The following is a 12,678-nucleotide window of genomic DNA, read 5'->3' as shown; positions in this document are numbered from 1 at the left end:
GTTTTAACGTACTACCGCTTGTCCGACATTCTCATCGGCCTTCCACACGCGATATTTCACCTCGACGTTTTCAGGCGTATATACCACGATTGGCAGCTTGCTGTTGTAACGCAGCAGACTGTTGTCACCCAGATACGCAGTCACAAATTTCTTCTCTTTTTTGCCGTCCGGGCAGGCCATCATGGTGGAGACCGGAGAGGTCACTTTATCAAAGACGTAATAGTCATAACCCCAGCCTTCCAGCGTTTTGCTTTCAAGTTGACCGCCCAGACGGTGCTGGTTGCAGTCCACTTCCAGCGTCTTGCCAATTAACAGTTCCACTTTGAAGTTCCCTTCATCCTGCTGAACCGGTAACTGAATCACCTGACGCTTCATCCCTTTGTCCGCTTTCGGATACGGGGCAACTTTTTCCAGCGGCTGCTCTTTTGGGGTATCGCTGGCGAAAGCACCGGTGCTGGCGCACGCGGCGGCGATGAGGGCGATGGCAAATTTAGGTGCGTTTTTCATTGTCATTCCTTTATGTCAAAACGATCCTGCACAGGTTAACATAACAATAATAAATGATTGGTGTTATTTACTTACATTTTCAATATATACAGAGTTATAAGCTTTTAATTTGCGTGTTATGTGGTTTTTTGTGCTGGTGTGGAGTGGGGGGCCAGTTCGTGTTATTTTAAGCACTCTATAATGTTATTCATCTGTAAAGGGAAGAGAGATGGTTCGTGCAAAACTTAAAACACCTGAAGGCCGCAAATTCCTCCTGGCGCTGCTGGTGGTATTTATGATTGCTGCCGCGTGCGTGGGGCGGGCAACCATTGTTGGCGTTATCGAACAGTACAATATCCCCCTCTCAGCCTGGACGACCAGCATGTACGTCCTGCAGTCGGCCATGATCTTCGTCTACAGCCTGGTGTTCACCGTTCTGCTGGCCATACCGCTGGGCATTTTCTTCCTGGGCGGTCGCGAGAAGCACTAAGCGTCGATATGCGAAAACTAAGCCACCCATCAGGGTGGCTTTTTTATGTCTGACGATATTTTACCCGCACTTCCAGGATATTCTGTTCCGAGCAAAATGTTCTACATACAGCAGGAGATGCGCAATGTTATCCCGGTTTGCAACGCTCAGCCGGATCCCGAAAGGCGTCTGGGTTGTTGGTGGGGTCAGCATGTTGATGGATATTTCCTCGGAGATCATTCACAGCCTGCTACCGCTGTTTATGGTGACGACGCTCGGAGCCAGCGTGATTTTCATCGGTTTGATCGAAGGTCTGGCCGAAGCCACTGCGCTGTTTATCAAGGTGTTTTCCGGGGCAATCAGCGACTATCTGGGTAAACGTAAAGGGCTGGCGGTGCTGGGCTATGGCCTCGGCGCGCTAAGTAAACCGTTGTTTGCTATTGCCTCTTCGTCCGGCATGATTCTGGGGGCCCGCTTAATCGACCGGGTAGGGAAGGGGATCCGTGGCGCACCGCGCGATGCGCTGGTCGCTGACGTTACGCCGCCCGAGTTGCGCGGTGCAGCGTTCGGTCTGCGTCAGTCTATGGACACCGTTGGCGCATTTCTCGGCCCGCTTCTGGCCGTTGGCTTGATGCTGCTGTGGAACGATGATTTTCGTACTATTTTCTGGATTGCGGTCATCCCGGGCGTGCTCGCCGTTGCATTGCTTTTCTTCGGGCTGCATGAGCCGAAAACCCCTGTTGAACATAAGCACTCGAATCCTATAAAAAAAGAGAACCTGAAGCGGTTGGGTAGCAACTGCTGGTGGGTGATTGGGTTAGGCGCCGTTTTCACACTCGCACGTTTCAGTGAGGCATTTCTTGTCCTGCGTGCCCAGCAGTCGGGCGTACCGCTGGCGTTAATCCCGCTGGTGATGGTGGCGATGAATCTGCTCTACTTCCTCTCTGCCTATCCGTTTGGCAAGTTATCTGACGTCATGAGCCACACCCGGTTACTGCAGTGGGGGCTGGTGGTGCTGATAGGCGCAGACATTGTGCTGGCGCTAAGCACCCACTGGGCGGGTATTATTTTAGGCGTTGCGCTTTGGGGCGTACATATGGGGATGACGCAAGGATTGCTGGCGGCAATGATTGCTAAAACCGCGCCAGCGGATTTACGCGGCACGGCTTTCGGTATTTTTAGTCTGGTCAGCGGCATGGGATTATTAATAGCCAGCGTGGGAGCCGGGGTGATATGGGAAACGTTTGGCGCAGAATATACGTTTTATGCTGGTGCGGTGATTTGCCTGGTTGCGCTAGTATATCTGCGTAAAACACCAGAAGCGGCAAGATGACTTTTCTTAGAATGCCATGATGTGGAAATAATGGTTTCTGGTTGACCTTTTTTTGATGAGTTATCATGCTTTTTGCAAAAGAGAGTTTAGGGGTTAATGAAAATTCCGAGTGATATAATTTTCTGATGCATTAACTCTCGCTATGGAACTGGTCCTTTTCTGGACTCTGCATCTTTATTCTTTATTCATTTATCAGCCGATTATCTTAAACGATAGTTTTTTGTGCTCTCTTTATAAGAATTTTCCAATGAAATTGATGTCCATCAATAAAATACATTAACCATACAATAAATCTGTTGTTTCTCATTACCGCCGACTTTAACACTACCTTGTTAGCTAAATATGGTTTAATCACTCCATAATTAAGTCGTTAACTAGTGCTTTAATTACTCTGTTTTAGCATAAAACACTTACGAAAATTCTTATCGTAGATCTTTGATCTGTAAAGTTGATCTTGGTTGGTTCATTGCTCTATTATGCTTGCGCAAAGAAACGTCGTTCACTCAACAATCATTCCTCAAGGAAAGGGACTGCTATGGCTGATACGTTCCAGAATGAAGTACCCAAGGCGCGCATTAATTTAAAATTATCCCTGCATACGGGAGGTGCTCAGAAGAAAGTCGAACTGCCGCTTAAACTTCTCACCGTCGGTGATTTCAGTAATGGCAAAGAGAACCGACCATTATCCGAAAGAGAAAAAATCAACGTCAATAAAAACAACTTCAATAGCGTACTTTCGGAATTTAACCCGGAAGTAAATCTGAGTGTGAAGAATACGCTGTCGGACGATGGTTCTGAGGAAGCTATTAAACTGAATTTTTCCGATATTAAAGACTTCGAACCGGAGCAGGTCGCCCGCCAGATCCCACAACTTCGCGCCATGCTTGCCATGCGTAACTTATTACGGGATCTCAAATCCAACCTTCTTGATAACGCCACTTTCAGAAAAGAACTAGAGAAAATTCTTAAAGACCCGGCGCTGTCTCAGGAATTACGCGACGAAATGAGTGCTCTGGCGCCGAAATGAGTGGTGCTCGTCTTTTAATGGATTATCGATCCTGCTCGCGCGGCAGTCCTGTGTGGTTAATGCAAAGAAATGAGTGCCGGAAAATGATGCCGGTGATATTAATGATTTTAGGAATATAAAGTTTCATGAAAATAACTAACTTTGCAGCATGCATTGTCATGGTGCTATTACTGGCCGGGTGTACAGCAATTTTGTGGGGTGGAAATAAAGTCTCAGGTAGTCATCGGGTGAATGTTATGAAAATGCAGGATAATGTCACCGATATTTTTCAGTATGAAAATATCTCCGCTTCTGTTGTTCAGGATAAGACCAATATACCTCTGATTATTCCTTCGGAAGGTATTGCATTTTTAGGTGAAAAAAATATCTATATTCTGACAAGGGGGGCTGATGAGTTACTGTCTTTAAACAAGTTAACAGACAAATTTCCACTGATTGCAGGTAAAGAAGAAAATACGCTCAAGCTCCAGTTGGCTCATCCTGTAAAAGGGGATGCTGTCGTTCGATTCAAGGATTTGTTACGTGTCTGGGTTAATAAAAGCGAAGGTGAGCTTTCAGAATACGATATAGGTGTCATTAAGCATGCAGGCTTCCAGAGTTCGAAGGGGGGATACTGGAAAGACGTCAATATTGAGGGCATGGTTCTTCCAAGGAAAAGTATCAATTATACATTTACCAATACCGAGTCACTGGGGCGAAAGTATAAAGTTGAATTTTACGCGACCGGCAATGAAACCGATTTTTATCCGAAGAATCTTGCTACAAACATTGTGCTCACACCTGTGGCACTTGCTGCAGATATCGTATTTTTCCCTGTCTCCCTCACGTTTCTACGCTTAATCATCGGGCAACAACACTAGGGTTAACTCCTGCTGGAACGCATATGAAAGATCAGACCCTGCGCTATTTCGATGCAGAAATGCGCTACCGAAATCACCATTTCGAATGGTTTGCCCTGTTCAGCGACAAAACGAAAAAAGACAGCCTGAATGTGAATGGCCTTAACCGCACAGGCTTTCGCCTTCATCCGCTGAACAGCGATGGTTCCGGTGAATTCTGGGGCTGTATCACCCTGCGTCGTTACTGCGATTTTCAGCACCTAAGCCGCCTGTTGCTTCAGCGGGGGGCATTTCCGGTCCCTGGTGGCAATGGCCTGAAGGCCTATGCCCGTATCGATGTGCGCGGTACTCCGGACTATAGCCTGCGCGAGAAAGAGACCGAATAAAGAAAAGAGGCAGAGAAACGCCGGACACAGAAGGCTTTGAAAAAGCGAGCGGAGAATGCCGAATGAAAATCCTGCTGTTTATTGTGCTGTTCTGGAGCGGGAGCCACTTCATACCCGATGCATGGATTGCGAGTTTTGTGAAAGCCCATATCCCGATTAGTGATGACGGAGAAGAAGCAATGGACAGCTTCGAAATTCATATCATCATGATTAAAACAACGTTGTGTATTGTCGGGGCGTTTCTCCTGATGAAACTTTTTTTCTTGCTGTGCAAACACCCCAAAAGATAACTACGCCTACTTCTTTGACCCACCCTAATGGAATAATCGATTACATAATGGAGTCAACGCCATGAGTCTGACGGATACCCTGAACACGATGGTGACCACCTTCGCCGGAAAATCCCTGAACCGCTACCGCCTCGATATCCCTTCCTGCACGGCAGATATCGACGTGGAGGATTTCAGGGGATCGGAGGCGGTGAGTGAGCTGTACAGCTACACCATCAATTTCACCAGCGCCGATAAAAACATTGATGCCCGCCAGATGCTGAGTAAGCCGGCGACCCTGACCATGGGGGCGGGTAACCTGCTCTCCCTGACGGAGCGCAAGGTTGTTCACGGGGTGGTGACCCGTTTTGAACGTACCGGTGGTTCAGCCGAGGAAGCGCACTACTGTATCGTGCTGGAGCCGTTTCTGGCGCTGCTGGGTAACCAGTTCCGTACCCACCGCTTTTTCGTCAACAAATCTGTCCCGGAAGTGGTGGAGCAGGTATTGCAGGAGCATAACCTGCATGGCTGGGAGTATGAGTTTAACCTCAGACAGAGTTACCCGAAGCGCGAGCAGATAAACCAGTACCAGGAAAGCGACCTTGCCTTTATTGAACGTCTGCTGGCCGAAGTGGGAATTTTCTACTTCTTCACTCTGCAGCCCGACACGCAGACTGAAGTGGTGCATTTTGCTGACAAACAGAGCGCCTGGACGTTCGGTAAAAACCTGCCGCTGAACAGCCCGTCGGGGGCAAATGACAACGGCGTTGATTCGGTGTGGGGGGTGCATGTCTTGCACAACGTGGTGGCGCGCTCGGTGACGGCCAGCGACTATAACCACCGTGAAGCGCAGAACATCCTGACCTCGGTACCGGCGGACATGACCCGAGGCGACGGTGAGGGAAACACCTACGGCGATGTGTACCATTACCGCCCGCGTCACCTTGAGCGTGGCGACAAGATTAACCCCGCGGCGGAAACCGGCAACTTCTGGGCGCGTCTGGAGCATGAACGTTTTCTGTCGAACCAGACCACCATAACCGGCAGCAGCACCGACCACACCCTCGGCCCGGCGCAGGTGCTGACTATCACCGAAACGGCCATACCGCAGACGCTGCCCCGGGAAACGGAAAATGGCGTTGTAATCATCCGTGCCAGCTACACCGCCAGCCGGAAGAATGCGCTGAAGGTGGACTGGGCGGCCATGCCGTATTACGAGAACCGTTGCTGGCGCCCGGAGGCGAAAAAACGCCCGGTGGTGAGCGGGACCCTGATGGCGCGGGTGACCAGCGCCAAAGATAACGATATCTACGCCTGGCAGGATGCCTCGGGCATGTACCGGGTGAAATTTGATGCTGACCGTGACGACAAGCGCCAGGGCATGGAAAGTATGCCGGTGCGCTTCGCCAAACCCTACGGCGGTGATAAATACGGCTTCCACTTCCCGCTGATACATGGCACAGAGGTTGCGATTGCGTTCCATGAAGGTGACCCTGACCGACCGTATATTGCGCACGCAATGCATGACTCCCGCCACGTTGACCATGTTACCGAGCTGAACAGCACGCGCAATGTTATCCGCACAGCCGGCCTGAACAAGCTGCGGATGGAGGACAAGCGCGGTGAGGAGCATATTAAGCTCAGTACAGAGTACGGCGGTAAGACGCAGCTTAATTTAGGTCATAACGTGGATGCTGACAGGGTGCTTCGGGGTGAAGGTGCGGAGTTACGTACTGATAAATGGGTGGCCGTTCGCGGTGGAGCTGGTGTATTTATCACAGCAGATAAACAGCCGTTTGCCGGGAACAAGATGCTTTCGATGCAGGAAGCTATTGCCCAGTTGGAAAATGCACTGAGTATTGCCAGAAGTTTGTCTGATGCTGCAGAAACGGCACAAGCACTTCCTGCTGATATCCAGAGCCATGTGAAGTTGACTGATGCTCTTAAAGACCTTGCCCAGCCAGGAATGGTGCTAAATGCGCCTGAAGGAGTAAGCATTACCAGCCCGCAGGCGGTTCGTATGGCATCGGGTAGTGCCAGCGTAGGAATTATGTCCCAACAGAATACTGACATCAGTGCACTGAGGCGTTTTACAGTCGCGGCGGGTGAAGCTGTGAGCATGCTGGCCCGTAAGGCCGGAATGAAACTCTTTGCGGCTAAGGGCAAGGTGGAAATTCAGGCTCAGGATGACGCACTGGATGCAATCGCCAAAAAAGATGTCACCGTGACCAGTACGGAAGGGAGGGTCGAAATCACAGCGGCGAAAGATGTTGTGCTGAAAAACCTGGATGGGTCGTTCATTCAGTTGCAGGGTAAAAATATAATTCTGGGCTGTGAAGGTAATATTCTGTTGAAATGTGCAAATGCTCAGAAGATGGGGCCAGCCACAATAAGCTCGCCTCCACATGAATTTCCTAAAGGTTATGGTGGCGTTTACGCTCTCAAGGATGATGGTGGAAACATCATTCCAAAGACTGAATACAAGATCACTACCGCTGAAGGCCATGTATTCACGGGGACGTCAGATGAAAATGGCAAAACTTTGCCGATTTACACTTCAATGCCGGGTAAAATCAATATTGAAATACTAGGAACCGGTAACTCAACTGCAGGGAGCAATAAATCATGACTGATTACCATGCATGGGAAGCCAGTGACTGTGAACACTTTACTGATGTAAACATTTCAGAAAAAACAGTCGTCTGTAAGCGTAAGCCTGTACCAGGAATTACGATTACTATCGGGATGTTTTTTGATGGTACAGGGAACAATGTTTTCAATACAGATGAGCGCCTGTTAAAGAGCTGCACACACCTTGATGTTGGTCTAAAGAAGGAAGATCTTGAACTTTGTACCAAAAAACTGGGGATGAGTGCAAATGGTAACGGTAGTTATATGGGGTACTATTCAAACATTCATTGGTTGAATACACTTTATTCTATTGATGACAATATTATTGAAGATAAGTTACTTTTTCAGCGCGCTGTTTATATTCAAGGTATTGGAACGCAAAAAGGAAAAGAAGACAGCTTGCTTGCGATGGGAACAGGGACATTATCAGAAGGTGTTGTAGATAAAACCGATGAGGGCATATCTAAGATTGCAAATGAAATCCAGGCCCTGCTGGGAGAAGGCAGCAATGTAACGAATGCAATTCAAAAAATTCAATTCGATATTTTTGGTTTCAGTCGGGGAGCGGCAGCTGCTCGTCATTTTGCAAATTGCGTCAGAAATAATGACAAGGCTATTCAGCAAGCAATAATTGAAGGGCTTAAAGGCCGAAACCAACATGGCAAACCTGCCGGGGAAGTTAGATTTATCGGCTTGTTTGACACTGTTTGTGCTGTAGGTCTTGACCCGCACGAAGCGGTTAACCCTGGAGTAGATTTAGATTTGCCTTCCGATATCGCGCAGAAGGTTTTCCAGATAGCTGCGATGCACGAGTGTCGATATAACTTTAGCCTGAACAGTATAAAAGAATCATGGCCAGAACTTTCTCTCCCCGGGGTACATTCCGATATTGGTGGCGGTTATAACCCAAATGAAAAGGAATATTATTTTTTAACTAAGCCAAAAAATGAAACGGTCAGGGAAAGCGTTCCTCCTGAAATTACGGATATTTACCGACAAACAGCAGCTGAAATACCTGATTTGAGGACTTTCCCTACACTAAACCCTTTAATGGCTAGTGGTGAGATAAAAACTGAAACTTGGTATGACTATCTGGTAAACCATGATAAACGGCGCCAGGAGATAATAGAAAAACGTGTTGGCGCTGCAGTGACATGTCAGCGAGTCATCCCCAATGACTGGAGCAAGGTCAGTTTACGGGTGATGTTGGATGCCGCCATTGATGCTGGTAGTGTGTTTAACCCAATAAGAAAGACTAATGACGACTTAAGAATACATCCTGAGTTAGAAGATTTATGCCAAAAGGCGATCAATCAAGGAAAATCGGTTAGAGGTGGAGATACCCCTGTGCATTTTTCTTCAGCAGAAATTCAGTTTATTGGAAAATACATTCACTGCTCAGCAAACTGGAATCCCGTTGAATTCAAAACTGTATGGCTTGATGGCGACCATATTAGAACGATATATGGGGCAGTAAAAGCGAATGAGGTATTTGGATTTATTAATCGACCAAACCCCGACTGGACCCGCGCTGTATGGAATATGAAAGGAGAAAAAGTATGAGATTGATTACCACACTGTTACCATTTATTTTTCTGGTGGGCTGCAACAGCAGTTCGGCCACTGACCAGCAAGGGAAGATTAAAGCCCCTTTTGATGAGTGGTACTTTACCTTTTCGACACCCAAAGCGTTACCTGCGCAGGTAACACTTGTAAAGCTTATTGATGTCAATGGTTATGGAAAGGTATTTTGGACAATAGACCAGCCACAAGGGCAAAGTGTGGGCACATGGAGTCAGCATGCAGGAAAGGGGACCTCGCCTTTTAATAAAGCCTCCTCTCCCCCGCAAGTTATACAATTTTGCTGGGATTCGATTATTGACAAAAAAGTTTATGAAACCACACTGGTATTCTCTTCTGAAACTAAAAACAAAATGCTAAGCACGGAACCCAGCAACTATAGTCCTGAGGATACTTATTACTTTAAGTATATGGTGATTGGCCTTGCTCCTGAAGGAAAGGTCAGGGTCTGGCTAAAAGATAACGGCAGGCCTAATCTTGAACAGACCGGCACGGAAATTATAACGGTTTCTGGTAAAGAATTGGATATGTGTAAAGGAGTGACAAATAGTGACTTTAGCTATGGGTATGATGACGATACAATTGAGTTTATAAAAAATAAAAAATACCCTTACGGTGTTTGGTAGTGAAGTAAAATAGCAAATGACTTAAACATTCCGACCTCCAATATGCCTTGTGTGGTATAGCATAAGAAGGAATAAAAGCATGAGATTGATTACCACACTGTTACCATTTGTTCTTCTGGTGGGCTGCAACAGCAGTTCGGCCACTGACCAGCAAGGGAAGATTAAAGCCCCTTTTGATGAGTGGTACTTTACCTTTTCGACACGCCAAAGCGTTACCTGCGCAGGGGACACTTGTAAAGCTTATTGATGTCAATGGCTATGGAAAGGTTTTTCGGACAATAGACCAGCCACAAGGGTAAAGTGTGGGCACATGGAGTCAGCATGCAGGAAAGGGTACTTCGCCTTTTAATAAAGCCTCCTCTCCCCCGCAAGTTATACAATTTTGCTGGGATTCGATTATTGACAAAAAAGTTTATGAAACCACACTGGTGTTCTCTTCTGAAACTAAAAACAAAATGCTAAGCACGGAACCCAGCAACTATAGTCCTGAGGATACTTATTACTTTAAGTATATGGTGATTGGCCTTGCTCCTGAAGGAAAGGTCAGGGTCTGGCTAAAAAATAATGGCAGGCCTAACCTTGAGCAGACAGGCACAGAAATTACAACGGTTTCAGGGATGGATTTAGATATGTGTAAGAACATAACTGGCCATCCCAATGGATTTACATACTATGGAGATACTCCAGACTTTATCAAAGGCAAGAAATATCCTTATAGTAAATGGTGATTACTGCAAATAGTTAATTTTAATGATAAGCGTCATTCACTGTTAATGAATTGTCATATTTGTGTGAAAGGTGTTTTATGAAACAATTTTGCGTATTAGTATTGCTTTTTATCGCCGTCCCATGCTTTGCTGAAATGGCCATTATAGATCCAACATCAACAACTAAAGCAGATGATGCAAATACAATAGCCAATATGTATCGTATGGGCATGGGTGTTCCAAAGGATATGAAAAAAGCCTTTGAACTCTATCAGATCGCTGCTGAGCTCGGAAACACGGATGCTCAGGTTGATTTGGGTGATATGTATTACTATGGTAAAGAAACTACTCAGAGCTACGAAAAGGCCAATTACTGGTATGAGAAGGCTGCGAAAAACAACAGTGCTAAAGCTCAGATGTATTTAGGTTACGCATACCTTTATGGTGAGGGTGTCGCTGTAGATTATGATAAAGCCAAAAATTTTCTTGAGCTTGCAGTTAAACAAGGCGAGCCTTCAGCTATGTATCATTTAGGTACGATGTACTTTGATGGTAAAGGAATAACTAAAAATAAAAATCAGGCTCTCTCATTATTCCAAATAAGTTGCTCCGGAGGTGATTCAAATGCGTGTGATAAGTTAAAGGAATTAAAAATAAAGAAGTAATGATCTTATCTGCATGGAGAAATGCAAATGTGGAGCTTTAAAAATGGATTTTCATATGTCTAAAGGTTTTGTATTGCTTGGTGATAAAACCACGCATGGTGGTGAGGTAATTTCAGCCTCATCTACCTTGATTGTCAATGGAAAAAGTGTCGCTCTGGTTGGCGATAATGTTAATTGTCCGGTTGTAGGACATGGCATCAATGCCATTATTGAGGGCTCCTCGGAATGGATTTCTGACGGTAAGTCTGTTGTTGTGGATGGTTGTCACTGTGAATGTGGATGCCAGGTGATCTCCAGCGCACCGGATTGTGCAATAGGATAAATAATGAGTTGGGAACGTCAGAAATCAACAGTATCTGCAATGCCTGAAGAGCCTTCATTATCACTATGGTTAATGCTGGGTATCGTTTCGCTAGTTGGGAGTGTGCTGCTGTTCGTCCTGCATGCCAATAAGCTGGCTGGCTTTTTGATGGGTTACAATATCTGGATCATCACAGCCTGTCCGCTACTTGTCTGGTTTTTTTTCCTTTGCCTGCGTGGCTGGATTTATAACAACGCCTGTGACAAACATCAGTTTGAATCTGATGAAGCAGAATATGCGCAGCAGCAATGGACAGCGTGGGCCGGCCGTTATCTCGCGGTCTTGCATTGCGGGGTAATGTTATCACACAACCTGACTCCAAAACTTTTTCTGACTTCTCCGCCTGGTCTGGAACAATCTACGCATTTAGCAAAGCGGTTGGTGTTGCCCGATACAGACGCCCATTTCCCGATCCTGCTTATGGGACTTGAAAATCAACTGACAAAGGTACCGCCAGATTTACCTTTCGGTGTAACACTGCTGACGGATTCCAGAGACGAACCAGCCACATTACAAACCTTCTTTACTAAAGCCTGGCAGACGATTTTTCTGGCTCGTCCAGTGCCTGAGCTGAACATTGTGACCGAAAAAACTTTCCAGTCGATTGAAGAACGCATCAAAGCACCGATTCTGGATGTTGAACTGTTACTTATTCAGCAGACGCAGGGAGGAGATACCTACAGTGATGCGCTTGCGACCCTATTGTTAACCTCAGATGATGTTGCAACCCAATATCAGCTCACTCATCACGCTCGTTTACTACGGCCCATGGTGCTTGAGCCGACTCAGGATATGACAGAGGAATTCGACACCTTTTTGTCGACCCAGTCACAGTCCCTTACTACGGGGGCGATTGTGGGAGATAGCGTCGCATGGGGGAGGGATTTTTCGACGCTCCTGGCCAGTGCGAAAAAACATGAAGGCAGCTGGAAACCACTGCAATGTCACTGGCTGGAAAAGTACGCTGGACTCAGCGGTCCCTTCTCACCCTGGATTCTGGCAGCCGTCGCCAGCGATATTGTTGCGCTAACGAAAGAGGACTGCCTGATGCTTTCCAGTGACGAAGAACGACGTTATATGAATACCGTGACTATAGGGAACCCTTTATAGTCTTCGCTGGAGCCGTAGAATACAGCTTCCTGCTGTAACCGGCACCGCTTCCGCCCGGCCTTAAAGGGCAGTTCCAGCAGGAAGACGGAGGATACTTCTGCTGCGGGGCGGTGACATTGTTCCTGCTCAACTTCGTCAGGGCAGGAATACAGGTTGCGTAAGCAAACACAAGGCATAAAAAAACCAGC

At 46.8% G+C, this 12,678-nt stretch carries 14 protein-coding genes; 13 read left to right on the top strand and 1 reads right to left on the bottom strand.

The genetic code is table 11. From position 1 onward, the window contains the following. Positions 1–3: 3 nt before the first annotated feature. A complete protein-coding gene (eco, locus tag M2433_RS11650; protein ID WP_429054252.1) occupies positions 4–507 on the bottom strand; it encodes a serine protease inhibitor ecotin in 504 nt (167 codons plus the stop codon). 208 nt (positions 508–715) lie between these two features. Here eco and M2433_RS11645 point away from each other — a divergent pair, with 208 nt between their 5' ends. The 13 genes from M2433_RS11645 to M2433_RS11585 all read left to right on the top strand — a co-directional run bounded on the left by M2433_RS11645 (position 716) and on the right by M2433_RS11585 (position 12,490). Beyond that, positions 716–976, top strand: coding sequence for a DUF2534 family protein (locus tag M2433_RS11645; protein WP_008500962.1), 261 nt, complete (start codon positions 716–718; stop codon positions 974–976). Between the two features lie 124 nt (positions 977–1,100). After that, on the top strand, positions 1,101–2,288 hold the full coding sequence (locus tag M2433_RS11640) for an MFS transporter (RefSeq protein WP_429054254.1): 1,188 nt from the start codon (positions 1,101–1,103) through the stop codon (positions 2,286–2,288). 535 nt (positions 2,289–2,823) lie between these two features. Continuing rightward, a complete protein-coding gene (tssB, locus tag M2433_RS11635) occupies positions 2,824–3,315 on the top strand; it encodes a type VI secretion system contractile sheath small subunit (RefSeq protein ID WP_429054255.1) in 492 nt (163 codons plus the stop codon). A gap of 125 nt (positions 3,316–3,440) precedes the next feature. Continuing rightward, on the top strand, positions 3,441–4,175 hold the full coding sequence (locus M2433_RS11630) for a hypothetical protein (RefSeq protein WP_429054257.1): 735 nt from the start codon (positions 3,441–3,443) through the stop codon (positions 4,173–4,175). A 23-nt stretch (positions 4,176–4,198) separates the two neighbouring features. Beyond that, positions 4,199–4,540 (top strand): tlde1 domain-containing protein, encoded by a 342-nt coding sequence (locus tag M2433_RS11625; protein WP_429054259.1) that lies wholly within the window; start codon positions 4,199–4,201, stop codon positions 4,538–4,540. A gap of 62 nt (positions 4,541–4,602) precedes the next feature. Beyond that, complete coding sequence (locus M2433_RS11620; protein WP_429054260.1) at positions 4,603–4,830, top strand: hypothetical protein; 228 nt, start codon at positions 4,603–4,605, stop codon at positions 4,828–4,830. Between the two features lie 61 nt (positions 4,831–4,891). Then, the gene (locus M2433_RS11615; protein ID WP_429054261.1) at positions 4,892–7,438 is read left to right on the top strand and encodes a type VI secretion system Vgr family protein; all 2,547 of its coding nucleotides are present in this window, start codon (positions 4,892–4,894) and stop codon (positions 7,436–7,438) included. Next, positions 7,435–9,003 (top strand): T6SS phospholipase effector Tle1-like catalytic domain-containing protein, encoded by a 1,569-nt coding sequence (locus M2433_RS11610; protein ID WP_429054263.1) that lies wholly within the window; start codon positions 7,435–7,437, stop codon positions 9,001–9,003. Before M2433_RS11615 ends, M2433_RS11610 begins: the two co-directional genes overlap by 4 nt. Continuing rightward, on the top strand, positions 9,000–9,647 hold the full coding sequence (locus tag M2433_RS11605) for a DUF2931 family protein (RefSeq protein WP_429054265.1): 648 nt from the start codon (positions 9,000–9,002) through the stop codon (positions 9,645–9,647). Before M2433_RS11610 ends, M2433_RS11605 begins: the two co-directional genes overlap by 4 nt. A gap of 302 nt (positions 9,648–9,949) precedes the next feature. Next, the gene (locus tag M2433_RS11600; RefSeq protein ID WP_429054266.1) at positions 9,950–10,375 is read left to right on the top strand and encodes a DUF2931 family protein; all 426 of its coding nucleotides are present in this window, start codon (positions 9,950–9,952) and stop codon (positions 10,373–10,375) included. A 77-nt stretch (positions 10,376–10,452) separates the two neighbouring features. After that, a complete protein-coding gene (locus M2433_RS11595) occupies positions 10,453–11,019 on the top strand; it encodes a tetratricopeptide repeat protein (protein ID WP_429054268.1) in 567 nt (188 codons plus the stop codon). Positions 11,020–11,074: 55 nt separating this feature from the next. Then, the gene (locus M2433_RS11590; RefSeq protein ID WP_429054668.1) at positions 11,075–11,341 is read left to right on the top strand and encodes a PAAR domain-containing protein; all 267 of its coding nucleotides are present in this window, start codon (positions 11,075–11,077) and stop codon (positions 11,339–11,341) included. A gap of 3 nt (positions 11,342–11,344) precedes the next feature. Beyond that, on the top strand, positions 11,345–12,490 hold the full coding sequence (locus tag M2433_RS11585) for a hypothetical protein (RefSeq protein ID WP_429054270.1): 1,146 nt from the start codon (positions 11,345–11,347) through the stop codon (positions 12,488–12,490). Positions 12,491–12,678: the final 188 nt, after the last annotated feature.

Origin of the sequence: Enterobacter sp. AC1, assembly GCF_050434705.1 — a bacterium.
In the GTDB taxonomy this organism is placed as follows: Bacteria; Pseudomonadota; Gammaproteobacteria; order Enterobacterales; family Enterobacteriaceae; genus Enterobacter; species Enterobacter cloacae_L.
This window is presented reverse-complemented; position numbering and strand designations above follow the sequence as displayed.